Here is a 24,647-nt window from a genome sequence, read left to right as displayed (position 1 = left end):
GGGCCGACCCGGGTGTTCGCGCTGTTGATCGGTACACGGAGGACGGTCAAGATCAGTTCATCCCCACGCGGGGATCGGCGGGACGTCGCCGTCGAGGGCCGCGCCGTCGGAGCGGCCGCTGAGCCAAGCCAGGAGCTGCCCGCTGGTGCCGCGGACCGTGGCGCCGGGAGCGGCCCCCATGGTCCACTCGCCGGTTCCCTCGGCAACCAGGCGCAACGCCGGGAGGTGCGCGGCCCGGGAGGTGATCGCGTGCTGGACGACGTCGTCGGCGAGCGGCCCGAGCAGGCCGAGCACGCGGTCGAGGTCGTAGCCGCGGTCGAGGTCGGCGAGGTGGATGGTGAGCTCGGACAGCCGCATCCGCGCGACGACGGCCCCGGTGACGGGGGCGCCCTGCCGGTTGCGGGCCTCGCGCGCCCAGGCGTCGTCCGGCATGGCGGTGGCATACTGCTCGAAGCGCCCGGCGGAGGCGACGAAGTCGGCGAGCAGGTCGGCGGCCGGGTGCTGGGCGCCGGCTTCGATGTCGGCGTCGCGGGCCTCGGGGCCGGCGTACATCGGCGTCTCGACCCCGGTGTTCGCCCAGGTCAGCAGGTTCTGCAGCCCGTCGGCGTTGCGGGCGAGGTGCGCGAGGACGTGCGCCCGCGACCACCCGGGCAACGCGCTGGGGGCGCGCAGTTCGGGCTCACCGAGGCCACCGATGACCCTGGCCCATTCGTCGTCGAGCTTCCGTACCCCGCCGAGCAGCGCGTGCGCCTTCTCCGATGCCGTCGTCACGGCCCCGATCTTAGGACCGCCGCAGCGCCGCCGGGGCGTCCGCGGGCACCGCCGGGTTCTTCGGGGCCACCGGCTCCAGCCGGACGTACGGCGAGTCCTGCGCCGGCCGCTGGTCCGCCTCGCCCTTGTTCGGCCAGAACGAGAACGCCCGCTCCGCCTGGGCCGTGATCGTCAGGGACGGGTTCACGCCCAGGTTGGCCGTGATCGCCGCGCCGTCGACCACCGACAGGCCCGGGTAGCCGAACACCCGGTGGTACGGGTCGATCACGCCCTCCTCGGCGGACGCGCCGATCGGGACGCCGCCGATGAAGTGGGCCGTCAGCGGGATGTCGAAGATCTCGCCCCACGTGCCGCCCGCGATGCCGCCGATGCGCTCGGCCGTGCGCTCGTTGGCCTCGTGGCCCGCCGGGATGAAGCTCGGGTTCGGCTCGCCGTGGCCCTGCTTCGACGTGTACTTGCGGCGGCCGAACAGCCCGGGCCGCGTGTACGTCGTGATCGAGTTGTCCAGGCTCTGCATCACCAGCAGGATCACCGTGCGCTCGCTCCAGCGGTAGCCGTTGAGCAGCTTCGCCGTCCGGACCGGGTGCTTGAACATGAAGCTGACGGCCTGCCGCCACCGCGGGACCGGCGAAGCGCCGTCGGTCGCGATCGTCTGCAGCAGGCTCATCGCGTTGCTGCCCTTGCCGTACCGCACCGGCTCGATGTGGGTGTTCTCGTCCGGGTGGATCGACGACGTGATCGCGACCCCGCGGCTGAAGTTGCGGCTCTCGTCGACGTCGGTCCGGGCCGCGCCGATGATCGCCTCGGAGTTCGTCCGGGTCAGCTCGCCCAGCCGGCGCGACAGCTTGGGCAGCGTGCCGGTGTCCTTCATCTTGTGCAGCAGGTTCTGCGTGCCCCACGTCCCCGCGGCGAAGACGACCTTCTCGGCCGTGATCGTCGTCCGGAACCGCTTCGACGTCGTCCCGGTCTTCTTGAGAGAGACTTCGTAGCCGCCGTCGATCGGCTTCACCGACGTCACGGTCGTCAGCGGGATGACCTTCGCGCCGTCCTGCTCGGCCAGGTACAGGTAGTTCTTGACCAGCGTGTTCTTCGCCCCGACGCGGCAGCCGGTCATGCACGAGCCGCACTCGGTGCAGCCGACGCGCTCGGGACCGGCGCCGCCGAAGTACGGGTCCTTCGCGCGCTCGCCCGGCTTGCCGAAGTAGACGCCGACCGGTGTCGGGTGGAACGAATCGGCGACGCCCATGTCCTTGGCGACGTCGCGCATCACGACGTCCGACGGCGTGATCGACGGGTTCGTGACGACGCCCAGCATCCGGCTCGCCTGGTCGTAGTGCGGCGCGAGCTCGGCTTCCCAGTCGGTGATGTGGGACCACTGCCGGTCGCGGTAGAACGGCTTGAGCGGCCGGTACAGCGTGTTCGCGTAGACGAGCGAACCGCCGCCGACACCAGCCCCGGCCAGCACCATGACGTCGTTGAGCATGTGGATGCGCTGGATCCCGTAGCAGCCGACCTGCGGTGCCCACAGGTAGCGCTTGAGGTCCCACGACGTCTTCGCGAACTCGTCGTCGGCGAACCGGCGCCCGGCCTCGACGACGGCTACCCGGTAGCCCTTCTCGGTGAGCCGCAGCGCCGCGACGCTGCCGCCGAACCCCGAACCCACCACGACGACGTCGTAGTCGGGGCCACCCGCACTGGTGGTGGTGTTACTGGCAGTCACACCTGGAGCGTAACCCGGGGTCCAGGTTCTGACCAGAGGTAAGTTACCGGCCAGTCACCCGTTTTGGCGCATCGCGAGAGATGATCGTGGGTAATTATCAAAGTGCTCGATGTCCACGTCGGCGAGACCCGTCGGCGGGACACGATTTCCGGGAGGGACCACGATGATCCCCCAGCAGCTCACCGGTTGGCGCAAGTCGAGCCACAGCCACTTCGAGGAGAACGCCTGCGTCGAGATCGGCGCCGGTCCCGGCGTCGTCGGCGTGCGGGACACCAAGCAGCCGGTGCCCCGGCCGATCCTCGTCTACTCCGCGACCGCGTTCGCCGCGTTCCTCGACCACCTCACCGCCGGACGGTGAGGCCCACCCGCTGGAACTCCTTGAGGTCCGAGTAGCCCGTCTTCGCCATCGCCCGGCGAAGCGCCCCGAAGAGGTTCACCACGCCTTCCGCGTCGGACGACGGCCCGAACAGCAGGGTCTTGAGGTCGACGGCGTAGTCCGGCCCGGCCGCCACGCGCGAGCGCGGCAGTGACGGGTGCGCGGCCGCCGCCGTCCAGTAGAGGCCCTGCCCGGGCGCGTCCGACGCGGCGGCCAGCGGGGAACCGAGCATGACGGCGTCCGCGCCGCACGCGATGGCCTTCGCGATGTCGCCCGACACCGTCATGCCGCCGTCGGCGAGCACGTGCACGTACCGGCCGCCGGTCTCGTCGAGGTAGTCGCGGCGGGCGGCCGCGGCGTCGATGATCGCCGTGGCCATCGGGACGCCGATGCCGAGGACGCGGTCGGTGCTGGTGACGCCGGGCGTGTAGCCGTGCCCGACGATGACGCCGGCGGCGCCGGTGCGCATCAGGTGCATCGCCGTGCGGTAGTCGCTGACGCCGCCGGCGATCACCGGCACGTCGAGGCGGCCGATGAACTCCTTGAGGTTCAGCGGCTCGGCATCGCGCTGCACGTGCTCGGCGGAGATGATCGTGCCCTGCACGACCAGGATCTCGACGCCGGCCGCGATCAGGTCCGGGGTCAGCTCGGCGGCGTGCTGCGGGCTGACGCGCGCGGCCACCGTGACGCCGGACTCGCGGACGGTCTTGATGGCCTCGGTCAGCAGGTCGAGCCGGATGGGCGCGGCGTGCAGCTCCTGCAGCACGCGGCCGACCGCGGTCGGGTCCTCGAGGTCTTCGGCCGCGCGGACCAGCTGGAAGATGGCGTCCTCGACGTTGGCGTGCCGCGCCCAGAGGCCCTCGGCGTTGAGCACGCCCAGGCCGCCCAGCTCGCCGACGGCGACCGCGGTGCCGGGCGAGACGATCGCGTCCGTCGGGTGCGTGACGAGCGGCAGGTCGAAGCGGTAGGCGTCGATCTGCCAGGAGGTGGACACCACCGAAGACGACCGGGTCCGCCGCGACGGCACGATCTCGACGTCGTCGAGGTCATACGCCCGCCGCGCGGTGCGGCCCATCCCGATCTCGACCAGGTCCCGCACGTGAAGCCTCCTCCGACGACGACAATCTGCCGTGCCCCATTGTCGCTAGTCCGCATGGGTGACCTGCGCACGGGGGTTGGAAGCGCGACCGGCGCCTACTTTTGACCGGTGGCCAGCGCCCCAAGGCGGCCTTGGGGCGCTCTCATACCCGCACGAAGACGGCGACCGGCGCCAGCAGGGCACCCAGCGCCAGGGCCAGCCAGGTCGCGACCGGTGGGTAGACGTGCAGCCGGACCGCGCCGAAGTACACCGCGCCCAGCGCGAGGAGGGCCGCGCAGATCAGCAGCACTGGCCGGACCACGCCGGGGCGCAGGTCGATCACGGCGCCGCCGGCGAGGAGGTAGGCGATGCTGCCGTCCGCGGTGGAGACGTCGAGCGCGACCGGCTGCCCGGCGGGCAGGTCCAGGCCGGGGCCGACCGCGGTGATCCGGTAGAGCCGGTTCCCCGCGTCGACCGCGATGGTGTGGCTGACGGCGTCCTCGTCACCGCCCACCGGGAGCGCCCCCCGCTCGTGGGACACGACGTGCCCTTCGGCGCGGTAGGTGGGCGCGTCGCGGCCGGCCAGCACCTGGCACATGAGGCAGACGACGCCGCCGAGGAACAGCGACACGAGCGCGACGGCCGTGAAGAAGACCTTGCGCAGCACTTGCGTGAAGCGGCCGACCGTCATGCCCTTCAGTGCACACCACGACGGGCACGCAAGGCGATAGACCGATTACCGTAAGCACGCTAGGTCACGAGAACTCAGAAAGAGACCTTCTCCACGGAGTCCGAACGCAGTACCGACTCCTGCTGGAACTGCTTTTCGTAGTCGGCGCGCAGGCCTTCGATCTCCCGCTCGGCGTCCCGGTCGGCGAACGGGTAGAGCAGGACGACCACATGGGTGTGCTCCCGCACGATCGCGCCGGACGCGCCGCGCCACTGGCCGCTGCCGTCGAGGCGGGTGAAGCCGTCCGGGAAGGCCGGGGTGATCTCGAGGTCGGAGAAGGCGGCGAACTCCTTGTCGGTCACCTCGGTGCCGTCCGGCTTGCCGGTGCCGAAGTACAGCTCGGTGCGCTTCCACAGCTCGCCGGGCGATGGCGCTTGGGCCTGCGTTGGGACTGAAGCCGCCGACGCGGCGACGCCACCACCGACGCCGAGCAAGGCGGCGGTCGCCACGGCGACCACGGTGCGGGGAATCCTGGTCATGGGCCGAGTTTCGCGGCCCATGACCAGGAGCGTAATGCTCGAAGGGGCGGACTACCGGGTCGTGTAGTTCGGCGCCTCGACGGTCATCGTGATGTCGTGCGGGTGGCTCTCCTTGAGGCCGGCCGCGGTGATCCGGACCAGCTGGGCCTCCTGCAGTTCCGCGATCGTGTTCGCGCCCGCGTAGCCCATGCCGGAGCGCAGGCCGCCGACGAGCTGGTGCACGACGTTGGCCAGCGGCCCGCGGAACGGGATCCGGCCTTCGATGCCCTCGGGGACCAGCTTGTCCTCGCTCAGCACGTCGTCCTGGGCGTAGCGGTCCTTGGAGTACGACTTCGCCTGGCCCCGCGACTGCATCGCGCCGAGTGAGCCCATGCCGCGGTAGACCTTGAACTGCTTGCCGTTGACCAGGATCAGGTCGCCGGGCGACTCGGCGGTGCCGGCCAGCAGGCTGCCCAGCATCACCGTGGACGCGCCGGACGCGATCGCCTTCGCGATGTCGCCGGAGTACTGGATGCCGCCGTCGCCGATCACCGGGACGCCGGCCGGGCGGCACGCCTGGTCGGCCTCGAAGATCGCGGAGATCTGCGGGACGCCGACGCCCGCGACGATCCGGGTGGTGCAGATCGAGCCCGGGCCGACGCCGACCTTGACGCCGTCCGCGCCCGCGTCGACCAGCGCCTGCGCGCCCGCCCGCGTCGCGACGTTGCCGCCGACGATGTCGACCGAGTCGCCGAGCTCCTTCTTCAGCAGCGAGACCGTGTCGACGACCGCGCGGGAGTGGCCGTGCGCGGTGTCGACCATCAGGACGTCCACACCCGCGTCGGCCAGCGCCATCGCGCGCTTGTGGCCGTCCGGGCCGACGCCGACCGCGGCGCCGACGATGAGGCGGCCGTCCGGGTCCTTCGTCGCCTTCGGGTACTGCTCGGTCTTCACGAAGTCCTTGACCGTGATCAGGCCGCGCAGCTTGCCCGCGCCGTCGACGATCGGCAGCTTCTCGATCTTGTGCCGGCGCAGCAGGCCCAGCGCGGCGTCCGCGGAGACGCCGACCTGGGCGGTGACCAGCGGCGCCTTCGTCATGACCTCGGACACCGGGCGGCTGTGGTCGACCTCGAACCGCATGTCGCGGTTGGTGATGATGCCCACCAGCGCGCCGGACGCGTCGGTGACCGGCACGCCGGAGATGCGGAACTTCGCGCACAGCGCGTCGACCTCGGCCAGCGTGGCGTCGGGCGCGCAGGTGACCGGGTCGGTGACCATGCCGGCCTCGGACCGCTTGACCACCTCGACCGCGGCGGCCTGCTCGTCGATCGGCAGGTTGCGCTGGAGCACGCCGATGCCGCCCTGGCGGGCCATGGCGATCGCCATCCGCGCCTCGGTGACGGTGTCCATCGCGGCGGACACGAGCGGGATGCCGAGGGTGATGTTCCGGGTCAGCCGGGTGCTCGTGTCGACCGCGCTGGGGACCACGTCCGATTCCGCCGGCAGCAGCAGCACGTCGTCGAAGGTCAGGCCGAGCATGGCGAACTTGGCCGGAACGGGGGCGGTGATGCCTTCGCTGGTCATAGCGGGTGAAGGGCCTTCCTGGCGCGGGATGAGCGGGGTCGCTGTGTTCGATCAAGATCAACTGGCGACTCGGAGCCTTCCCCTCATGATATCCGCCGCGCGCCCCCGCCCCGGGTGGTGGGCGAGCCGCCGGGACCGCCCGGTACCGTGCAGGCCGTGGCGCACGATGTCCTGCCTCCAGACCCGTTCGCGGACGACCCGGACGACCCGGCCCGCGCTTTCGGAGACCCCGAGGACCGGCTGGACGAGCCGATCAGCGATTCCGAACGCACCGAGCTGCTGGCCGACCTCTCCGATCTGGCCGTCTACCAGGCGCTCCTCGAGCCCCGCGGGGTCCGCGGGATCGTCGTCGACTGCGGTGAGTGCGACGAACCGCACTACCACGACTGGCACCTGCTGCGGGCCAGCCTGGAGCAGCTGCTGGCCGACGGGCGGATGCGCCCGCACGAGCCGGCCTACGACCCGAACCCCGGCGACTACGTGAGCTGGGACTACTGCCGGGGCTTCGCCGACGGCGTGACGGCCAACGAAAGCGCCTACTGAACCACTGAAAAAGGCCCTGGTGAGTTTCCTCACCAGGGCCTTTTCGCTGTGGTCCTACTGACCCTCGCCGACGCTCTGCTCGCCGACGGCGGCCTCGCTGCGCCCGGTGTTCGTGCCCGGGTCGTTGCCACTCGCGGCCGTCGTGGTCGGCGGGACCTCGGTGGTCGGCGGCGGGGTGGTGGTCGGCGGCGGGGGCGTCGGGGTCGGCGTCGCGGTCCCCGGCAGGCTGGTGGTGCCGCTGCCGCTGCCCGGGATGGACGTCGCCGAGCCGGCCGGCGGCACCTGCACCGACGAGACGCCGGGCGGCACCTGCGTCGGGGTCGTCTGGGTCGGGCCCTGGACCGGCGCGTCCGGGTTCTGGAGCTGGGCGGCGAGCTGCCGGTGCTGCTCCATCAGCTGGTCGCGGTTGTCCTCGTCGCTGACCTGCGACAGCGCGGCCTGCGCCGCGTCGAGGGCTTCGCGCGCGGCGTCGAGGTTGCCGCCGGCGATGGCCAGGTTCGCCTTCTCGAGATCGAGCTTCGCGTTCGCGGCGGCCTCGACCGAGCGGGTGTGATCGGAATACAGGACCTTCGCGAGGCCCCAGAGGGTGTCGCCCGGTTGCGCGGAGCGCGCGGCCAGCCCGGTGCCGGTGAACGCGATCGCCAGCACGGCGGCGGCGACGGCGACCGGGACGAGCAGCCTGCGGCGGCGTCCGCTCGAGGCGTGCTGTTTCGCGAGACTCGCGGTGGTGACGGTCCGCACGGCGGTGTCGACGTCGACCAGCTCGGCCAGTGGCTCGCTGTCGATGTCTCTTCGCCACGCCACCAGCAACGCGTTGAGCTCCTGGTCGCCGAGGCCGTCGGCCAGCGCCGGGTCGGACCCGCCGAGGGCGTCGAGCAGCGCGTCGTCCGCCTGGACGGCCGACAGGTCGGCGGCGAACTCCGCCTCCGACGAGGACAAGCCACTACCGAACACGTCGTCGGGCTCGTAACCCTTGTCGTGACCGGTCACTCAGATCACCTCCTCCGCGGCCAGGACCTTTCTCAGCCGCGCGAGGGCGCGGTGCTGGGCGACGCGGACGGCGCCGGGCGTGGAGCCGACCGCGTCCGCGGTCTCCTCCGCCGACAGGCCGACGACCACGCGCAACACCACGATCTCCCGCTGCTTGTCCGGCAGCACCTGCAACAACTGGGACATCCGCTCGTTCAGCTCACCTTGCAGCGCCCGCTGCTCGGGGCCCACCCCGCCTTCGACCTCGTCGGGGATCTCGGCCACCGGCTCGGCTCGGTTGCGCGCCGCCGCGCGGTGCGCGTCGGCCACCTTGTGCTGGGCGATCCCGTAGACGAACGCCAGGAACGGGCGTCCTTGATCGCGGTACGAGGGCAATGCCGTTAGCACCGCGAGACACACCTCCTGCGCAACGTCGTCCGCCGAAGCGAAGGATCGCTCCTGCCTGCCAACCCGAGCGCGGCAATACCGCACTACCAGTGGACGGATAGCAGCCAGCAGCCGCTCCACTGCCTGGGGATCTCCCTCGACAGCAGCGGCGACCGGCTCATCCAGTCCATCCCCCACATTGGCCATCGCAGACAACAGTCCCAGTGTTACGTGTAGGTGGGCAAAGAACCCGGCCCGTGGTCGCCTCCACCGCGCACCGGAGACCGCTACCGTACCTGCGGCCCCCAGCGGAGCGGCGCGCGCGGTGCTCCCGGGCGTGCCGCGGCCCCGTGAGGCGCGGAAATACGGATTATCGTGCAGACCCGCGGTCTACTTCACCGATTCAACGAGCGAGCGGCATCACGGGTACGAGATCCGTCGGAGGGACGGTGTCCGAGGCGGGGATCCGCCTCGGGGGCTGCCCGAGTGGGCGCCGGAGTGTGATGGGGACCACACAGGTACGGGCCAGGGCGGTGCGCCCTGGCCCGTCGTCACCTGTAAACCGGCCGTGTCAGGAACGGGGAGAGCGACAGGTCAGCTGACCAGGCCGCGGCGGAAGCCGTGGGCCACGGCCTGCGCGCGGTCGCGCACGCCGAGCTTCCGGAACAGCCGCCGGGCGTGGGTCTTCACCGTGTCCTCGGACAGGTAGAGCTCGCGGCCGATCTGGCCGTTGCTCTTGCCCTGGCTCATCCCGCGGAGCACCTGAAGCTCGCGCTCGGTCAGCTGGACGCCCGGGTCGGACGGCTGACGGGGCGCGGGCACCGAGGTGCTCGCCAGGGTGTGGGCCAGCGCGGCGACCAGCTCCGGCCGGGACGCGTCCCAGCGGAGGTAGCCGCGGGCACCGCCGGCGATCGCGGCGGCGATGCTGCCCGCGTCGTCCGGGGCGCCGAAGACGATGACGTTCGCCTGGGGGTTGGCGGAGACGAGCCGTCGAGTGGCTTCGACACCTGTCGGGACCGCGCGTTGCGTCCCGACCAGCACGACGTCGACGGGCTGACGGGAGTACCGGGCCAGCAGCTCGTCACCGTGCGCTACGCAGTCGATGCGACTGACCCCAGGGACCGCGGACATCACTCGGGTGAGCCCTTCACGGACACTGCGTCGGTCGTCGCAGATCAAGACCGTCGTCACGGGGTTTCCTTCCTGCAGCCGGGTGACATTCCACTTCCCCTATCGGACGCTTTAGCCCGAACCTTGACACGATCCGGTGGCTTTTTTTGAAGTTTCTTAGCCCGGATGCCGGAACAGCCCATTCCGACGGCTCAACCACCCGGTGCGGGCACCCATGGCGATTCCCCCGCGATCCTCCTCCCGCAAGGGTCTGCGCTTCGTAACACTGCGTGCAATACCTCGGCCACTCTGAATCGATACTCCTCGGCGTGTCCTGGGCGCAGGTCGGCCATGACGAGCGCCGCCGGCCACAAAAGTGAAAGCAGTTCGCATTCCTCGGCGGTCGCCAATGCGTTTCCGACAAGACCGTCCGAAATCTTCCGGTGATCGGGACGACCGGCGGCCCCCAGCGCGACGGCCAGCACAATCCCGGATTTCACGGCGTGCCGCCGCGCCCCCCGCGCGACGGCGGTTTCGAAAGCCCGCTCGGCGGGCGCCACGGCGGCGGCGCCCTGACCAGCGGCGAGCTCGATCTCGGCGCCGACCCAGCCCCCGCGGACGCAGGCCCGCCACCCGGCGTGCTGGCCGGCGGCCGCGGCGGCGAACCTTCGCGCGGCTCGCTGCCGGCCCAGGGCGAGGTTGTCGGCGGCCAGGCCGAGCAGGGCATCGGCCCGCGCACCGGCGGCGTCGAGGCCGTCGGAGTCGTGGTCGGTCGTTTCGGTGACGACCTTGGCGAAGGCCTCGCCGTCGAGGGCCCGGGCTTGCCGGTGGCCGCCCAGCTGCCGCCGGTGGGCACCGAGGGTGCTGGCGGCGAGGGAGGCCGTCACGGGGTCGCTGTCGCGCCGGAGGGCGTCGAGGAGGGCGGCCGCGGCGGCGTACCGGCCCTGGGCGCCGAGCACGATGGCGGAGAGCAGCCGTTCCCGCGGGGTGCCGCGCCCGCGCGTGACGGCGGGATCGGGCAGCGGATCACTCCCGAACGCGGCGGCCCTCAGGGCGGGTTCGTGCACCCGTCCTTTCTAGCGGTTCCCACCGACAGAAACCTGATCGAAGTGGCCGGAGTCGCGCCCACCGCCCGGGACGACCACGCCCCACCCATCCCTGGGGGCTGACCCCGGTCCAGTCTATCGGCGAGGTGCGACGAACCCGGCGGATCGCGCTCCGGGCGCCGGAGTTGTCCACATGGGGTTCGAGGTTGTGGACAACTGACTTGGACTCCCCGGGCCACTGCTTCTCGCCAGCCGGCAGGCCATGGCGGACGGCACATGAACGACCCTTTCACCACGTCCGACCCCAGGGTCCCGGCAAAGTCAGGTCAGCGCGGCCGATCCGGTCGCCCGCACGTCATGAACGGGTCGTTCACCTCGTCAGACGACATGAACGACCCTTTCACCACGTCCGACCCCAGGGTCCCGGCCCAGGCAGGTCAGCGCGGCCGATCCGGTCGCCCGCACGTCATGAACGGGTCGTTCACCTCGTCAGACGACATGAACGACCCTTTCATGACATCGCCGCGACGCCGCCGGGCAGACCGCGCGGCCACGTCCGACGCGGTGAAAGGGTCGTTCATGAAGTCCCCGCGCGGATCGCCCCGCGACGAGCGCACCGGCGCCGCCGGCCCCGGCTACCGGCTCAAGCCCACCAGGACGTGCTCGATGCGGTCCGCTGCGCCCGGCAGGTCCGTCAGCAGCTCCACCTTGTCCGGCAACCCCGCCGGGTCCCACCCCGGCCCGCACGCGAACAACCGGCTCCGCTGCCGCCCCCGGGACACCCGCGCGAACAACCGCGTGTCCGCCACGCCCCGCCGGTGCGCCCACAGCACCACCGCCGCCGGCGCGCTTCGCCTCACCGCCACCGCCAGCACCTCCGCCGGCAGCGGCACCCCGAACAGCTGCGCCCCGATGCGGCGGCCGGCCAGGGACGCCGCCAGCGCGTACATCGGCATCGTGTCGCGCTCCTCCGGGACGCAGCCCAGCAGCACCGGGCGCGTGTTGCGCGGCTCGTCCAGCACCGGCGTCGCCCGGACCAGCGCCGCGAACACGCACTCCGCCAGCAGGTACTCGACCTCCGCCCCCGCGCTCGCGCCGCGCCAGCGCGCCCCCAGGGCCGACAGGACCGGCTCGATCACGCCCGTCCACGCCGGGAGGACGCCCAGCTCGGCGATCGTGTCCGCGAGCATGCGCTGGACCGCGCCGACGTCCATCGCCAGCGCCGCCGTGCTCAACCGGCGGGCGAGGCGGGAACGGACCTCGAGACCGTCGTCGGCCGCTGCCGCGCCGGCCGGCTCCGAAGGCTCCTCCGGCTGCGGCGGTCCCGAGCGCGGCATCTGCTCGAGTGCGTAGCGCGCCGCCTCGGCCGTCGACGCGCCGCTCAGCAACGCGCGCTGCATCAGTTCGAGCCGGCCGATATCGGAGGTGCCGTAGCGACGGTGACGGCCGTCGGTGTGCCGGCTCGGGCCGAGCCCGTAGCGGCGGTCCCAGGTTCGGAGGGTGGACGGCGCGACCCCGAGCCGGCGGGCGACCGAGGCCACCGGCAGGGTGGGTTCTTCGGTGCCCGACCCAGCTCCCACGAGCCTCAATATCCAGGCAGACCGCGGGGTCGGCAACCGGAGGCGAAATCCCTGCTCACACATCCGGGGGATGCCTAACGGCTGAATCGGGCCGGATCGCTTGAACAACTATTGGCGCGCTTCTAACGTTACGCCCGTTGCACCGAATGGAGTATCGGCACCACAGCAGAGCAGCTAGCGGCATCGACCGATTGACGGAGGCGGTCAGGATGGCAGACACGCGCAGGCTCCCAGGACCCAACGCCGACATGTGGGACTGGCAGCTCGAAGGGTCGTGCCGGGGGATGGACAGCGCGTCCTTCTTTCACCCGGACGGCGAGCGCGGCCCGGCGCGGGCCCGACGGGAGGCCAGAGCGAAAGCCGTCTGCCTGAGCTGCCCGGTCTTGGAGATGTGCCGCAGCCACGCGCTGGCGGTGCACGAGCCCTACGGCATCTGGGGCGGGCTCTCGGAATCGGAACGCGAGCACCTCATCAAGTCCGACAAACGCGCGCTCAGCATGTCCGGCGGCTGAGCGCCCCACAGACATCGGAGGGCGGCACCGGGTGGGGTGCCGCCCTCCGTGCTGTCCGGGGCACGACTGTGCCACCAAAAGAAAGCGGGGCGGCACCGGGTGCCGCCCCGCTTTCGCCGGACCTAGTGCGAGTGGCCGTGGCCCGCCGCGGCGGGCTCCTCCTCGGCCGGCTTCTCGACGACCGACGACTCCGTCGTCAGCACGAGACGCGCGATCGAAGCGGCGTTCGCCACCGCGGACCGGGTCACCTTGACCGGGTCGACGATGCCGGCGGCCAGCAGGTCGGTCAGCTCGCCGGTGGCGGCGTTGAAGCCCTGCCCCCAGCTCTGCTCCTGCACCTTGTTGACGATGACCGCGCCCTCGTGGCCCGCGTTGGTCGCGATCCAGAACAGCGGGGCGGACAGCGCGTCCTTGACGATGCGCACGCCGGTGGCCTCGTCACCTTCCAGGCCCAGGCCGCCTTCGAGCTCCTTGACCGCGTGGACCAGCGCCGAACCACCGCCGGGCAGGATGCCCTCCTCGACGGCCGCCTTGGTCGAAGCCACGGCGTCCTCGATGCGGTGCTTGCGCTCGTTCAGCTCGGTCTCGGTGGCCGCGCCGACCTTGATGACCGCCACGCCGCCGCCGAGCTTCGCGAGCCGCTCCTGCAGCTTCTCGCGGTCCCAGTCGGAGTCGGTCGTCTCGATCTCCTTGCGGATCTGCGCGACCCGCCCGGAGATGGCGTCCTTGGTGCCGGCGCCGTCGACGATCGTGGTGTCGTCCTTGGTGACGACGATCCGGCGGGCCTTGCCCAGCGCGCCGAGGTCGACGTCGGACAGCTTGCGGCCGATCTCGGCGGAGATGACCTCACCGCCGGTGACGACCGCGAGGTCGTCCAGGAACGCCTTGCGGCGGTCGCCGAAGAACGGCGCCTTGACCGCGACGGCGGTGATGGTCTTGCGCAGCGAGTTCACCACGAGGGTGGACAGCGCCTCGCCGTCGACGTCCTCGGCGATGATCAGCAGCGGCTTCTTGGCCTCGACGACCTTCTCCAGCACCGGCAGCAGGTCGGCCAGCGCCGAGATCTTCTCGCGGTGCAGCAGGACGTAGGCGTCCTCGAGGATCGCCTTCTGCTCCTCCGGGTTGGTCGCGAAGTGCGCCGAGAGGAAGCCCTTGTCGAACTGGACGCCCTCGGTGATCACCAGCTCGGTCGCCAGGGTCGACGACTCCTCGATGGTGATGACGCCGTCCTCGCCGACCTTCTCGACGGCTTCGCCGAGCAGGGCACCGATGTTGGCGTCACGGGAGGTCACGGTGCCGACCTGGGCGATGTTCTCGCGGCCCTTGACCGGGGTGGCCTTGGCCTTGAGGACCTCGATGACCTTCTCCGCGGCGGCCTCGATGCCACGGCCGATCGCGGTCGGGTTGGCGCCGGCCGCGACGTTGCGCAGGCCGACCTTCACCAGCGACTGCGCGAGCACGGTGGCGGTCGTGGTGCCGTCCCCGGCGACGTCGTTGGTCTTGGTGGCGACGCTCTTGGCGAGCTGCGCGCCGAGGTTCTCGAACGGGTCGTCGAGCTCGATCTCACGGGCGACGGTCACGCCGTCGAGGGTGATGGTCGGGCCGCCGAACTTCTTGTCGAGCACGACGTGGCGACCGCGCGGGCCGAGGGTGACCTTGACCGCGTCGGCGAGCTTGTTCACCCCGCGCTCCAGCGCGCGACGAGCGTCCTCGTCGAAACTGATCTGCTTGGGCATAGCGTGTTCCGCTTACCTTTCGTTGAACGCAAGAACGCCCCGCTCCCCGGCTTGCTGCGGGGCCCGGGGCGTCATTGCGCTGCGAGCGGACGTCAGTTGATGACGGCCAGCACGTCGCGGGCGGACAGGATCAGGTAGTCCTCACCGTTGTACTTGACCTCGGTGCCGCCGTACTTCGAGTAGATGACGACGTCACCGACGTTCACGTCCAGCGGGACGCGGTTGCCCTTGTCGTCGATCCGGCCCGGGCCCACGGCCAGAACCTTGCCCTCCTGGGGCTTCTCCTTGGCGGTGTCGGGGATGACGAGGCCGGAAGCGGTCGTCTCCTCGGCCTCGCTCGTCTGGACAACGATCTTGTCCTCGAGCGGCTTGATGTTCACGCTCACCGGGTTGACCTCCACGGTCGTCGAAAGCGTTGGCAGGATGTGGTTACGGCTCTACCACCCCCGCCGTCGCGGGTGCCGGGGCTGTCGGGCCGTGCGATTAGCACTCTAGCCACGTGAGTGCCAGTCGTGCAAGGAGGGTGGTCACGGGCGTGTGGAATGCCCCCGGAAGTGCTCTGACCGGCACCTTTCGCCGAGCCGCCGACCAGCACCGACGACCAGGGGCCGCAAGGCCGGTCACGCGGGCCCCTGGCCTTCCCCACGGAACCGGCGGACACTGCGACCGTGGACAAGACGGCCGTTCACGCGGAGCTGGAGCAGGCGCGCAGGACCTTTCACGAGCTGCTGGACAGCGCGACCGACAGCGACCTGCGGCGCCCCAGCGCGGGTACCCGGTGGACCAACCGCCAGCTGCTGTTCCACATGCTGCTCGGCTACCTGATCATCCGGGCCCTGTCGGGGCTGGTGCGGCTGTTCGACCAGCTGCCCGACGGCGCGAGCCGCGGGTTCGCCCGGTTGCTGAACGCCGGGACGGTGCCGTTCGACGCGGTCAACTTCGCCGGCTCGTGGCTCGGCGGCACGCTGCTGCCGAAGCGGTGGATGCGGGCGCTTTTCGACCGGACCGTCGCGGCGCTGCACCGCCGTCTGGACCGCGAGACCGACGACGACCTCGCCCGCGGCATGCACTACCCGACCCGGTGGGACCCGTTCTTCCGGGACTACATGACCTTGGCCGACGTGTACCGGTTCCCGACGCGGCACTTCGACTTCCACCGCCGGCAGCTGGCGCTCGATCAGTGAAGGTCAGGAACAGCAGCCCTCCGGCCGAGCGGCGTCGGAAGTGCAGCAGGTGGCCGTGAGGGCCGCGCTGTCCGCACCGAACGTCCGCGAATCGGCCTTGACCGTGTAGACCTCCCAGGGCTCCTGGCCGGGACCGTGCACCCATACCTTGTCCTGGACGGCGTAGCAGCACGTCGTGTTGTCCTCCGTCAGCGTCTCCAGCCCCTCACCAGTGAGACGCTTGCTGGCCTCGCTGACCTCGTCGGTCGACTCGACCTCGACGCCGAGGTGGTCCATGACCGTCGCCTGGCCGGGCTCGCCCTCCAGGAGCACGAGCTTGAGCGCGGGCTCGGCGACGGCGAAGTTGGCGTACCCGGGCCGGAGCTTGGCCGGCGCGGTGCCGAACAGCTTCGAGTAGAAGTCGATCGAGCCTTCGAGGTCCCCGACCCGCAGTGCGAGCTGTACCCGTGCCATCGCGTCCTCCTTGGATAGACGTTCATCGAAACAGGAACTTAGATTGCTCTCTACTTAGAAGAATGTCAAGATAGACACATGCCGAAACAGCTGCCGCTCGTCGCGATGGACGCCTGCTGCTCCCCGCTGGCCCGCGAGCCGCTGAGCGAGGACCAGGCCGTGGAGCTGTCGAAGCTGTTCAAGGCCATGGCGGACCCCGTCCGGCTGCGGCTGCTGTCGCTGATCGCCTCCCACGCCGGCGGCGAGGCGTGCGTGTGCGACCTGACCGACGCCTTCGACCTGACCGGCCCGACGATCTCCCACCACCTGAAGGTCCTGCGCGAGTCCGGGCTGATCACCGGCGAACGCCGCGGCACCTGGGTCTACTACCGCGTCCACCCCGAGGTGCTGGCCCGGCTCTCGGCCGTGCTCGTCCCCGGCGTTCCGGCGTGACCGGCACGGTCGCCGGGCGGCTGTCCACTCTGGACCGGTTCCTGCCCGTGTGGATCGCGGCGGCGATGGTCACGGGACTGCTGGCGGGCCCCGGCTTGAAAACGGCGATGACCGCCGTGCAGGTCGACGGGATCTCGCTGCCGATCGCCCTCGGGCTGCTGGTCATGATGTACCCGGTGCTGGCGAAGGTCCGCTACGACCGGCTCGGCACCGTCACCCGCGACCGGCGGCTGCTGTGGCCGTCGCTGGTGCTGAACTGGCTGATCGGCCCGGCGCTGATGTTCGCCCTGGCCTGGCTGCTGCTGCCCGACCTGCCCGAGTACCGGACCGGGCTGATCATCGTCGGCCTCGCCCGCTGCATCGCGATGGTGATCATCTGGAACGACCTCGCGGGCGGCGACCGGGAAGCCGCCGCCGTGCTGGTCGCGCTGAACTCGGTGTTCCAGGTCGTCGCGTTCGGGCTCCTGGGCTGGTTCTACCTCACGGTCCTGCCCGGGTGGCTCGGCCTCCCGCAAGCCGATCTCGCCGTCTCCGGGTGGCAGATCGCGAAAAGCGTGCTGATCTTCCTCGGCATCCCGCTCGCGGCCGGCTACCTCACCCGCCGGCTCGGCGAACGCGCGAAGGGCCGCGACTGGTACGAGTCGAAGTTCCTGCCGAAGATCGGCCCGGCCGCGCTCTACGGATTGCTGTTCACCATCGTGGTTCTCTTTGCCCTGCAGGGAGAGCAGATCACCGCGCGGCCACTCGACGTCGTCCGCATCGCGGTGCCGTTGCTCGTCTACTTCGGACTGATGTGGGCCGGGTCGTACGCGTTCGGCCGCGCGGTCGGCCTGTCGTACGAGCGCACCACGACGCTGGCGTTCACCGCGGCGGGCAACAACTTCGAGCTCGCCATCGCCGTGGCCATCGCGACGTTCGGCGCGACCAGCGGGCAGGCGCTGGCCGGGGTCGTCGGGCCGCTGATCGAAGTCCCCGTGCTCGTCGCGCTCGTGTACGTGTCCCTGGCGCTGCGCCGCCGTTCCCCGGTGGAGGTCACCCCGTGAACACCCCCGAAGTCCTGTTCGTCTGCGTCCACAACGCCGGCCGCTCCCAGATGGCCGCCGCGCTGCTCGACCACCACGCCGCCGGCCGCGTCACCGTCCGCTCCGCCGGATCGGCTCCGGCGAGCGAGCTCAACCCGGCCGTGGTGGCGGTCATGGCCGAACTCGGGATCGACGTCTCCCGCGAGTTCCCCAAGCGCCTGACCACCGACGCGGTCGAGGCCGCCGACGTCGTGATCACCATGGGCTGCGGCGACGCGTGCCCGATCTTCCCGGGCAAGCGCTACCTCGACTGGCAGCTCGACGACCCCGCCGGGCAGTCCGCCGAGCACGTCCGGCCGATCCGGGACGAGATCGACCGCCGGGTCCGCGCCCTGCTCGCCGAACTGGTTGCCGGCTGACCCTCAATCGTTTATCGTCGATGAACGATGAAAGGAGTCGCCGTGCTGGACCGCGCCACCGCTGAGACCTACGCCGGCTGGTTCCGGGCGCTGGCCGACCCGACCCGGGTGCAGATCCTCAACCTGCTGGCCGCCGCCGGCACGCCGATGACCGTCGGGGAGATCGTCGATCACGTCGACGTCGGGCAGTCCACCGTGTCCGCCCACCTGAAGATCCTCACCGAAGCCCGGTTCGTCCTCGCCGAACCGCGCGGCACCGCCCGGCTCTACCGGGTCAACCAGCGCTGCGTGTCCTGCTTCCCGACGGCCGCCGACGTCGTCATGGGGCGCGCCGCCGTCACGTTCGCGGAGGTGTGCCCGTGAGCCTCGACCGCTACGCCGACGCCGCCCGCCGGGCGCTGGCCGGGGAAAGCACCGGCCTGATCGCCGACACCGACCGGCTCGGCGCCGTCCACTACGCCGGCGAAGACGCGCCCGCCGAGGTGACCGCGACCAGCCTCGGCTGCGGCAACCCGGTGGCCGTCGCCGACCTGCGGCCCGGGGAAACCGTGCTCGACCTCGGCTCCGGCGGTGGGCTCGACGTCCTGCTGTCCGCGCGGCGGGTCGGCCCGACCGGCCGCGCGATCGGCCTCGACGTGACCGACGAGATGCTCACCCTCGCCCGCCGCCACGCCGAGCGGGCCGGCGTCACCAACGCCGAGTTCGTCCACGGCACCATCGAACGGATCCCGCTGCCGGACGCCTCGGTCGACGTCGTCATCTCCAACTGCGTCATCACGCTCTCCCCCGACAAGCCCGCCGTGTTCGCCGAGATCGCCCGCGTCCTGCGCCCCGGCGGGCGCCTCGGGATCACCGACATCCTGGCCGCCGGCACGCTCACCGACGCCGAACGCGCGGCCGCCACCGCCGAATGCCTCGGCGACGCGCTCACCGCCGAGCGCTACCGCGCGCTGCTCCGCGACGCCGGGCTGGCGGACATCGAGGTCCGGATCACCCACGAAGTCGGCGACAAGCTGAACTCGGCGATCGTCCGCGCCGTCCGCCCGGCACCGGTCCGCGTCGTCCCCATGACGGCCGCCCACGCCGGGCAAGTCCTGGCGATCCTCCAGGCCGGACTCGACACCGGGGACGCGAGTTTCGAAACCACCGCACCCGATTGGCCGGCCTGGGACGCCGCCCACCTGCCGGCACACCGGTTCGTCGCCCTCGACCCCGCCGGAGACGTCCTCGGCTGGACCGCGGTCACCGCCGTATCGTCCCGGTGCGTCTACAGCGGGGTTGTCGAGCACGGCGTCTACGTCCATCCGGACGCGCGCGGCCGCGGGATCGGCCAAGCGCTGCTCACGACGCTGATCGCGTCGACGGAAGACGCCGGGATCTGGACGATCCAGAGCGGGATCTTCCCGGAGAACACGGCGAGCCGGAAGCTGCACGAGCGGGCCGGGTTCCGCGAGGTCGGCACCCGGCAGCGCCTCGGCCGGCACCGCGACCGGTGGCGTGACGTCGTCCTGGTCGAACGCCGGAGCGACCGGATCGGCGCCGGCGGGGCTGAACCCGCCGCCCCCGCGCCGGGCTAGAACGCCGGGAGGATCCGGACGTCGTCCGCCTTGACGAACGCGATCCGGTGCCCGAACTGGATCTGGACGTACTTCAGCTTGCCCTTGACCACCACGTGGTCCGCCGGGTCGAACGTCACCGCGTAGTAGTACTCCGACCCGACCGTGCCGGCCGACGAGTACTTCTGGCCCGCCGACAACGTGTACGGCAGCGGCGTGATCGCCTGCACCGGCACGTTCGCCGGGTAGGCCTCCGGCTCCGGGTACGCGCGCCCGAACACCGGTACCGTCGCCAGCCCCGGCTTCGGTGTCACCACCCAGCCGATCGCGGGCTTGGCCACGTGCGCCCCGCGCGGATTGTGGAACCAGCCCTTCTGGCCGAGGTACCAGATCGCCGTCCAGTCGCCGCTGACGCCGGCGACCGCGTACTGCTGCCCGGTCGCGACGCGGCTGCCCACGTCCGACACGTCCATTGTGGACGGCGAACCGTCGGTGTGCAGGCCGATGTCCTTCAGCAGCGGCGAAGATTCACTCGGCTCCGAGTGCAGCACCACGGCCTCGGAACCCCTTGGCGCGCAGGGTGTTCCGGGACTGTCGCAGCCGGTGAACGCGGGCTGGTTCTTCGCGAAGTCCGGGTCGATCGTGACCAGCGACGAGCCCGGCAGGCCGAACCCGCCGAGCGGCGCGCCCAGCAGGTCGAAGTAGTGCGACCAGTCCCAGTACGGGCCCGGGTCCCAGTGCATGCCCTTGATCGTCGACGGGATCGTGCCCGGCACGTTGTCGTGGCCGATGATGTGCGCGCGGTCGAGCGGGATGCCGTACTTGCGCGCAAGGTAGCCGACGAGCTTCGCGCTCGACCGGTACATCGCCTCGGTGTACCAGGTGCCCTTCGCGGCGAAGCCCTCGTGCTCGATGCCGATGGACTTCGCGTTGACGTACCAGTTGCCGGCGTGCCAGGCGACGTCCTTGGTCGGCACGTGCTGCGCGATCAGGCCGTCGTTGGAGCGGATCGTGTAGTGCCAGCTCACGTACGTCGGGTCCTGGGCGAGGTCGAGGACGTTGTCCCAGTAGCCCTCGGTGTCGTGGATGACGATGTGGTCGATCTTCTGGCTGCTCGGCCGGTCGGCGAGGTCGTGGTTGCCGTAGTCGTCGTTCGGCAGCTCCTGGTAGGGCGCCGGGACGGATTCGCAGGCGACGGTCCGGGGGCATTCGACGTTCGCGGGGTTCCCGCCGTGCGCCGGCGTCCGCAGGTCCGGCGAAGCAGCGAGGGTGACCTGCTGGCCGTCGTCGGTGGTCCGGGCCACGCCGCTCTTGATGGTCTCGTAGACCTCGTCGGCGAACGTCTGCGCGGCGTCCCCGGTGGAGCCGCTGTACTTCGCGACGGCGGCGTACCAGTCCGTCTGGCCGGCGTGGTACTTGGCGAGCAGGGCGGCGCCGCCGCGGATGTTCTGGGTGGCGTCGGTACGCAGGGTCGCGGCGTCGGTGCCGACGAGCTTCGCCGCTTCGTCGACGGTCTGCAGCCCGGACGGCGGCGCGGCGGGCCCGGCCTGCGGGTGCAGCGCGGGGCGCGCGTCGTCGCCGCGCGGGTCTTCGGTGCCTTCGTCGTGGTGGCTGGTCGCCACCCCGGCCTCGCGCACGTCGGTGAGGTGCATCGGGCCGTAGCCGGCCGACGTGCTGGGCGTGCCGGCGTTGAAGTCCCAGCGCGACTCCAGGTAGGAGACGCCGAGCAGGACGTTCTCGGGGACGCCGAACTCGGCGGCGGCGGCCGCGAAGTCGCGTTGCCGCTGATCGCGGCTGGCGGCCTGGGCCGGTACGGCGGCCAGGCCGGTCAGCAGCGTGACGGCGGCGACCAGCGCCGCCGATCTCGGGAGGGAACGGACGGACATGGGCATAAACCCCCAGGGTTCAGGTGCCAGACGGTGAGAACCTAACCAGAAACTCACCCCGGAGGTAAGTGCTCACGCGTCGAGCGCGACCTTCGCCCCCGCCGACTGCTCGGTGTTGCGGCGCGTCTTCGCCCAGCCGTTGCGGCCGCGGACGAGCCGGAACAGCGCGCGCCACGACGTCACGTAGAACGTGTAGATGTAGGCCGCGTACGCGAACCCGAGCCCGATGCCGCGCAGGACGTTCCTGCTGCGCAGGCACTTCAGCTGGTAGATCGGGCCCCAGACGAGGAACGGCAGCAGCCCGAACGAGCCGTAGATGGCGAACAGGATCCAGGCGCCGCCGGTGAACCACGTCCACATCTGCGCCGGGTCGCCCGCGGTGCTCACCACCAGCAGGACGAACGGGATCGGGTACAGCAGCGAGCCGAGCAGCTGCAGCCACGGCTGGGCGAGGTAGTACATCATCTCCGCCGCGCCGAGCGTGCTGACGTGCGGCGAATCCCAGATCCGGCGCAGGTAGCGGGCGCACTGCATGGTGCCCTGGCCCCACCGCGTGCGCTGCACCAGGAACCGGCGCAGGCTGTACAGACCCTCCTGTGCCACATGGGAGTCCGGGGTGAACCCGGTGCGCCAGCCCGCCGTCAGCAGGTGGACGCCGAGCTCGAAGTCCTCCAGCAGCGAGCCGCGCCACGGCTCTTCGGTCGCGCCCGCGATGGAGTCGAGCGCGGTGAGCCGGGTGAACTGGCCGTTGCCGCCCATCGAGATCGTGCCGGTGAAGCCGCGGGAGGTCTGGATCGCCGCGATCGCCGTCCGGAACTCGAGGTCCTGCAGCTGGGCGAGCTTCAGGCCGAACCAGCGGCCGACGGGGTTGCGCGACGGCGGCGGCGTCTCGACGTTGCTCATCCACACGTCGAGCTGGACCGCGCCGATCTCCGGGTCGCCGAAGAGGTGGTCGGCCGCGCAGACCTCCAGGCAGTTCGGGGCCGGGCGGCCGTCGGCGTCGACGACCACCACGACGACGTCGTCCCGCGCGACGTCCGGGCCCATCCAGTCGTTGAGCGCCCGGTAGGCGGCGTTGAGCGCGTCGCCCTTGCCCGTCCGGGCCTCGGGCCGCACGCGCGGCACCAGGTGCAGGTACGGGTCGTAGCCGCCGTGGCGCCGCCACAGCATCCGGACGACGCGGGCGGTGCGGTCCTCCGAGTCGTCGTCGACGACCCAGACGTGCGCCTTGCGGAACGTGGTGCGCAGGTAGCGGATCGTCTCGCGGATCACCGTCTGCTCGTCGCGGCACGGCACGAAGAAGTGCCACGTGAAGTCCGCCGGGTCGCCGGCCGGACCGGGCTTGCGGCGCAGGTACGGCACCACGATGACCACGACGTACACCAGGAACGCCACGCTCATCGTGAGCGCGAACGCCTGCGTGATCGCCAGCAGGACCTTGACGCTCATGCCTTCTTCTTCCGCGTGGCGAGCCAGACGAACAGGACGATCGAGACGGCGCCGCCGAACACGCTGACCATCGAACCTAGCAGCGTGTGGCCCCAGTAGTAGCCCTCGTCGGTACCGAGCCAGTGGACCAGCCCGACGATCGTGAGAATGCGCAGCTGGTTCACCAGCACGACGACGAGCGCGGAAATGCCGAGGGAAAAGAACAGGCGTTTCGCATTCGACGGCCGGAAATACAACATGACCATGGTCACAACGAGCAGCGGGAGCAAAAGGAACGCCGAGGAGCATTCCGGAGTCATTCTCAACCCGAACGGAGCAGTGCTCGTCAACCCAAAGTAAACGGACTCCCGATCGGGGGCGACATAAACACCCGATGTAGTGAACAGATCGAGGATCATCCCCGCGAGGCGTACTTCCAGCTCGCGGTAGAACCGCTCGGCCAGCACCACCACGACCCCTGCGGCCGCGAGCGCGCCGAGCGCCGCGACCAGCGGAAACCGTGCCATTCCTGAGTTCGGAGCGCTCGCTACGGCCACGACGTTCCTCTCGGTGTGGATTCTTCGGTCGAACTGCGGACCCCGAGGGAGCGTAGGACATGTGTGCAGTGCCTTTCCACCCGGAGGGATGGAAAGAGCGCCCCATTCGGCTGGTTCTTCGCCGAACTTGTTACGCCGTTCGAGTGATGTCGCGCCGACCAGCGCAAACGGCGTCGCGGAATACCCGATCCGGTGATTCGGGAAATTTTGTGTGCTATTCGGGCCGCTCTTCGCGATAGTCGATTCGCGTGCCGAGTCGAGGCAAGCCGGTTCGATCCGCGCCACCGTCACGCGAACTCCAGGGAAACCCAGCTAATTTCGGAGGATCAGTTGAAGAAGAGCTCCCTCGTGCGCCGCGGCGGCCTGCTCGCCGCGGTCGTGGCGAGCGTCGTGCTCGCCGGCGCGGCCCCCGCTTCGGCCGCGCCCGGCGACGGATCCGCGTACGGCGTCAAGGTCGACGTCAAGCTGCTCGGGCAGCAGGCGGTGCAGGCGGGCCCGTTCGCAGCCGCCAACACCGCGGGCCCGACCAGCAACAGCCTCGCGAAGGTCGACCTGCCCGGCATCCTCACCGCCGGCGCGGTCAACACCGAGGCCAAGCGCGACGAGAACTCCGGTGCGGTGACGGCGAAGGCGAGCACCGCCGACGTCGGGCTGCCGCTGCTGAAGGCGGCCCTCGGCGACGTCGGCATCAAGGTCGTCGAGGCCGTCTGCACCGCGACGCAGAAGGGCGTCGAGGGCAGCACGAAGCTGGTCGGCGCGAACCTCGGCAGCGTCGGCAAGGTCGACGCCACCCCGGCCGCGAACACGCAGATCAAGGTCGGGCTCGGCGCGCTCAACGTCGCGACGATCATCCTCAACGAGCAGGTGAAGAACCAGGACGGCAGCCTCACGGTCAACGCCGTCCACGTGAAGCTGCTCGGCGAGGGCCTCAACGCGCTGGGCTCGGGTGACGTGGTCGTGTCGTCGGCGACCTGCGGCCCGGCCGCGCCGCCGATGCCGCTGGCGTCCGGGGCGGGCCTGTGGATCGGGCTCGGGCTGCTCGGCGCCGTCGCGGTGCCGGTCGGCACGCGCATCTACCGCCGCCGCTCCGCGCGGGCCTGAGCGAGGCCC

At 70.9% G+C, this 24,647-nt stretch carries 27 protein-coding genes; 10 read left to right on the top strand and 17 right to left on the bottom strand.

Annotated elements, in window-relative coordinates; all coding sequences use genetic code 11:
• Positions 1–57: 57 nt before the first annotated feature.
• Together ABFJ78_RS29020 and ABFJ78_RS29015 are read right to left on the bottom strand one after the other, a co-directional pair.
• Positions 58–771, bottom strand: a complete 714-nt coding sequence (locus ABFJ78_RS29020) for a maleylpyruvate isomerase N-terminal domain-containing protein (RefSeq protein ID WP_436389753.1) — start codon at positions 769–771, stop codon at positions 58–60.
• A 10-nt stretch (positions 772–781) separates the two neighbouring features.
• Positions 782–2,491 (bottom strand): FAD-dependent oxidoreductase, encoded by a 1,710-nt coding sequence (locus tag ABFJ78_RS29015; RefSeq protein WP_436389752.1) that lies wholly within the window; start codon positions 2,489–2,491, stop codon positions 782–784.
• A gap of 163 nt (positions 2,492–2,654) precedes the next feature.
• On the opposite strand from ABFJ78_RS29015, the gene ABFJ78_RS29010 reads away from it, so the two are divergent.
• Complete coding sequence (locus ABFJ78_RS29010; protein WP_364462339.1) at positions 2,655–2,849, top strand: DUF397 domain-containing protein; 195 nt, start codon at positions 2,655–2,657, stop codon at positions 2,847–2,849.
• Here the strand turns inward: ABFJ78_RS29010 and ABFJ78_RS29005 are convergent.
• The 4 genes from ABFJ78_RS29005 to guaB form a co-directional block, all read right to left on the bottom strand.
• Positions 2,833–3,966, bottom strand: coding sequence for a GuaB3 family IMP dehydrogenase-related protein (locus tag ABFJ78_RS29005; protein ID WP_013222686.1), 1,134 nt, complete (start codon positions 3,964–3,966; stop codon positions 2,833–2,835). The genes ABFJ78_RS29010 and ABFJ78_RS29005 overlap by 17 nt on opposite strands.
• A 142-nt stretch (positions 3,967–4,108) precedes the next feature.
• Positions 4,109–4,636, bottom strand: coding sequence for a hypothetical protein (locus ABFJ78_RS29000; RefSeq protein ID WP_372672344.1), 528 nt, complete (start codon positions 4,634–4,636; stop codon positions 4,109–4,111).
• A 74-nt stretch (positions 4,637–4,710) separates the two neighbouring features.
• A complete protein-coding gene (locus ABFJ78_RS28995) occupies positions 4,711–5,154 on the bottom strand; it encodes a DUF3574 domain-containing protein (protein WP_436389751.1) in 444 nt (147 codons plus the stop codon).
• Positions 5,155–5,205: 51 nt separating this feature from the next.
• Positions 5,206–6,717 carry an IMP dehydrogenase gene (gene guaB, locus ABFJ78_RS28990; protein WP_436389750.1) on the bottom strand — a complete coding sequence of 504 codons (1,512 nt, stop codon included), beginning with the start codon at positions 6,715–6,717 and terminating at the stop codon, positions 5,206–5,208.
• A 147-nt stretch (positions 6,718–6,864) separates the two neighbouring features.
• On the opposite strand from guaB, the gene ABFJ78_RS28985 reads away from it, so the two are divergent.
• The gene (locus tag ABFJ78_RS28985) at positions 6,865–7,260 is read left to right on the top strand and encodes a DUF5319 domain-containing protein (RefSeq protein ID WP_003073549.1); all 396 of its coding nucleotides are present in this window, start codon (positions 6,865–6,867) and stop codon (positions 7,258–7,260) included.
• A 54-nt stretch (positions 7,261–7,314) separates the two neighbouring features.
• Here the strand turns inward: ABFJ78_RS28985 and ABFJ78_RS28980 are convergent, their stop codons facing one another.
• From ABFJ78_RS28980 to ABFJ78_RS28960, 5 genes are all read right to left on the bottom strand, one after another.
• On the bottom strand, positions 7,315–8,250 hold the full coding sequence (locus ABFJ78_RS28980) for an anti-sigma-D factor RsdA (RefSeq protein WP_436389749.1): 936 nt from the start codon (positions 8,248–8,250) through the stop codon (positions 7,315–7,317).
• On the bottom strand, positions 8,251–8,823 hold the full coding sequence (locus ABFJ78_RS28975) for a sigma-70 family RNA polymerase sigma factor (protein ID WP_026468912.1): 573 nt from the start codon (positions 8,821–8,823) through the stop codon (positions 8,251–8,253).
• 387 nt (positions 8,824–9,210) lie between these two features.
• Positions 9,211–9,807: a response regulator transcription factor gene (locus tag ABFJ78_RS28970; RefSeq protein WP_003073605.1), complete on the bottom strand. Its 597-nt coding sequence runs from the start codon at positions 9,805–9,807 to the stop codon at positions 9,211–9,213.
• A 131-nt stretch (positions 9,808–9,938) separates the two neighbouring features.
• Positions 9,939–10,793, bottom strand: a complete 855-nt coding sequence (locus ABFJ78_RS28965) for a hypothetical protein (RefSeq protein ID WP_436389748.1) — start codon at positions 10,791–10,793, stop codon at positions 9,939–9,941.
• A 614-nt stretch (positions 10,794–11,407) separates the two neighbouring features.
• Positions 11,408–12,313 (bottom strand): MerR family transcriptional regulator, encoded by a 906-nt coding sequence (locus ABFJ78_RS28960; protein ID WP_436390151.1) that lies wholly within the window; start codon positions 12,311–12,313, stop codon positions 11,408–11,410.
• A gap of 248 nt (positions 12,314–12,561) precedes the next feature.
• On the opposite strand from ABFJ78_RS28960, the gene ABFJ78_RS28955 reads away from it, so the two are divergent.
• The gene (locus ABFJ78_RS28955) at positions 12,562–12,864 is read left to right on the top strand and encodes a WhiB family transcriptional regulator (RefSeq protein ID WP_043792619.1); all 303 of its coding nucleotides are present in this window, start codon (positions 12,562–12,564) and stop codon (positions 12,862–12,864) included.
• A 122-nt stretch (positions 12,865–12,986) separates the two neighbouring features.
• Here the strand turns inward: ABFJ78_RS28955 and groL are convergent, their stop codons facing one another.
• Together groL and groES are read right to left on the bottom strand one after the other, a co-directional pair.
• Complete coding sequence (groL, locus tag ABFJ78_RS28950; RefSeq protein WP_436389747.1) at positions 12,987–14,600, bottom strand: chaperonin GroEL; 1,614 nt, start codon at positions 14,598–14,600, stop codon at positions 12,987–12,989.
• Between the two features lie 92 nt (positions 14,601–14,692).
• On the bottom strand, positions 14,693–14,986 hold the full coding sequence (groES, locus tag ABFJ78_RS28945; RefSeq protein WP_004559922.1) for a co-chaperone GroES: 294 nt from the start codon (positions 14,984–14,986) through the stop codon (positions 14,693–14,695).
• Positions 14,987–15,268: 282 nt separating this feature from the next.
• On the opposite strand from groES, the gene ABFJ78_RS28940 reads away from it, so the two are divergent.
• Positions 15,269–15,784 (top strand): DinB family protein, encoded by a 516-nt coding sequence (locus ABFJ78_RS28940; protein WP_436389746.1) that lies wholly within the window; start codon positions 15,269–15,271, stop codon positions 15,782–15,784.
• A 3-nt stretch (positions 15,785–15,787) separates the two neighbouring features.
• On the opposite strand, the gene ABFJ78_RS28935 is transcribed toward ABFJ78_RS28940, so the two are convergent.
• Complete coding sequence (locus tag ABFJ78_RS28935; RefSeq protein ID WP_436389745.1) at positions 15,788–16,237, bottom strand: ArsI/CadI family heavy metal resistance metalloenzyme; 450 nt, start codon at positions 16,235–16,237, stop codon at positions 15,788–15,790.
• Between the two features lie 78 nt (positions 16,238–16,315).
• On the opposite strand from ABFJ78_RS28935, the gene ABFJ78_RS28930 reads away from it, so the two are divergent.
• The 5 genes from ABFJ78_RS28930 to ABFJ78_RS28910 are packed head-to-tail and all read left to right on the top strand — an operon-like array spanning position 16,316 to position 19,687.
• Positions 16,316–16,669, top strand: coding sequence for a metalloregulator ArsR/SmtB family transcription factor (locus tag ABFJ78_RS28930; RefSeq protein WP_436389744.1), 354 nt, complete (start codon positions 16,316–16,318; stop codon positions 16,667–16,669).
• Complete coding sequence (gene arsB / locus ABFJ78_RS28925) at positions 16,666–17,712, top strand: ACR3 family arsenite efflux transporter (RefSeq protein WP_436389743.1); 1,047 nt, start codon at positions 16,666–16,668, stop codon at positions 17,710–17,712. The genes ABFJ78_RS28930 and arsB overlap by 4 nt, the downstream gene beginning before the upstream one ends.
• Positions 17,709–18,110: an arsenate reductase ArsC gene (locus ABFJ78_RS28920; protein ID WP_436389742.1), complete on the top strand. Its 402-nt coding sequence runs from the start codon at positions 17,709–17,711 to the stop codon at positions 18,108–18,110. The genes arsB and ABFJ78_RS28920 overlap by 4 nt, the downstream gene beginning before the upstream one ends.
• Before the next feature lie 27 nt (positions 18,111–18,137).
• Positions 18,138–18,473, top strand: a complete 336-nt coding sequence (locus tag ABFJ78_RS28915) for an ArsR/SmtB family transcription factor (protein WP_436389741.1) — start codon at positions 18,138–18,140, stop codon at positions 18,471–18,473.
• The gene (locus tag ABFJ78_RS28910; RefSeq protein WP_436389740.1) at positions 18,470–19,687 is read left to right on the top strand and encodes a GNAT family N-acetyltransferase; all 1,218 of its coding nucleotides are present in this window, start codon (positions 18,470–18,472) and stop codon (positions 19,685–19,687) included. The genes ABFJ78_RS28915 and ABFJ78_RS28910 overlap by 4 nt, the downstream gene beginning before the upstream one ends.
• On the opposite strand, the gene ABFJ78_RS28905 is transcribed toward ABFJ78_RS28910, so the two are convergent.
• The 3 genes from ABFJ78_RS28905 to xrtP all read right to left on the bottom strand — a co-directional run bounded on the left by ABFJ78_RS28905 (position 19,684) and on the right by xrtP (position 23,507).
• Positions 19,684–21,558 (bottom strand): N-acetylmuramoyl-L-alanine amidase, encoded by a 1,875-nt coding sequence (locus tag ABFJ78_RS28905; protein WP_436389739.1) that lies wholly within the window; start codon positions 21,556–21,558, stop codon positions 19,684–19,686. The two genes, ABFJ78_RS28910 and ABFJ78_RS28905, sit on opposite strands and share 4 nt — an antisense overlap.
• Positions 21,559–21,624: 66 nt before the next feature.
• On the bottom strand, positions 21,625–23,001 hold the full coding sequence (locus ABFJ78_RS28900) for a glycosyltransferase family 2 protein (protein WP_436389738.1): 1,377 nt from the start codon (positions 22,999–23,001) through the stop codon (positions 21,625–21,627).
• Entirely contained in the window at positions 22,998–23,507 is a 510-nt protein-coding gene (gene xrtP, locus ABFJ78_RS28895; protein WP_436390150.1) for an exosortase P, read from the bottom strand. The genes ABFJ78_RS28900 and xrtP overlap by 4 nt, the downstream gene beginning before the upstream one ends.
• Before the next feature lie 360 nt (positions 23,508–23,867).
• Between xrtP and ABFJ78_RS28890 the strand changes: the two genes are divergently transcribed.
• Entirely contained in the window at positions 23,868–24,638 is a 771-nt protein-coding gene (locus ABFJ78_RS28890; RefSeq protein WP_436389737.1) for a choice-of-anchor P family protein, read from the top strand.
• Positions 24,639–24,647: the final 9 nt, after the last annotated feature.

The organism is Amycolatopsis sp. MEPSY49 (assembly GCF_051337345.1).
Lineage (GTDB): Bacteria > Actinomycetota > Actinomycetes > Mycobacteriales > Pseudonocardiaceae > Amycolatopsis.
This window is presented reverse-complemented; position numbering and strand designations above follow the sequence as displayed.

Excerpts from the sequence above, each read along its gene's own strand:
- xrtP (WP_436390150.1), bottom strand. The coding sequence starts at position 23,507 with ATGGCACGGTTTCCGCTGGTCGCGGCGCTCGGCGCGCTCGCGGCCGCA.
- ABFJ78_RS28955 (WP_043792619.1), top strand. The coding sequence starts at position 12,562 with ATGGCAGACACGCGCAGGCTCCCAGGACCCAACGCCGACATGTGGGAC.
- ABFJ78_RS29010 (WP_364462339.1), top strand. The coding sequence starts at position 2,655 with ATGATCCCCCAGCAGCTCACCGGTTGGCGCAAGTCGAGCCACAGCCAC.
- ABFJ78_RS28900 (WP_436389738.1), bottom strand. The coding sequence starts at position 23,001 with ATGAGCGTCAAGGTCCTGCTGGCGATCACGCAGGCGTTCGCGCTCACG.
- ABFJ78_RS28975 (WP_026468912.1), bottom strand. The coding sequence starts at position 8,823 with ATGGCCAATGTGGGGGATGGACTGGATGAGCCGGTCGCCGCTGCTGTC.
- groL (WP_436389747.1), bottom strand. The coding sequence starts at position 14,600 with ATGCCCAAGCAGATCAGTTTCGACGAGGACGCTCGTCGCGCGCTGGAG.
- ABFJ78_RS28915 (WP_436389741.1), top strand. The coding sequence starts at position 18,138 with ATGAAAGGAGTCGCCGTGCTGGACCGCGCCACCGCTGAGACCTACGCC.
- ABFJ78_RS28905 (WP_436389739.1), bottom strand. The coding sequence starts at position 21,558 with ATGCCCATGTCCGTCCGTTCCCTCCCGAGATCGGCGGCGCTGGTCGCC.
- guaB (WP_436389750.1), bottom strand. The coding sequence starts at position 6,717 with ATGACCAGCGAAGGCATCACCGCCCCCGTTCCGGCCAAGTTCGCCATG.
- ABFJ78_RS29000 (WP_372672344.1), bottom strand. The coding sequence starts at position 4,636 with ATGACGGTCGGCCGCTTCACGCAAGTGCTGCGCAAGGTCTTCTTCACG.
- ABFJ78_RS28935 (WP_436389745.1), bottom strand. The coding sequence starts at position 16,237 with ATGGCACGGGTACAGCTCGCACTGCGGGTCGGGGACCTCGAAGGCTCG.
- ABFJ78_RS28930 (WP_436389744.1), top strand. The coding sequence starts at position 16,316 with ATGCCGAAACAGCTGCCGCTCGTCGCGATGGACGCCTGCTGCTCCCCG.
- ABFJ78_RS28995 (WP_436389751.1), bottom strand. The coding sequence starts at position 5,154 with ATGACCAGGATTCCCCGCACCGTGGTCGCCGTGGCGACCGCCGCCTTG.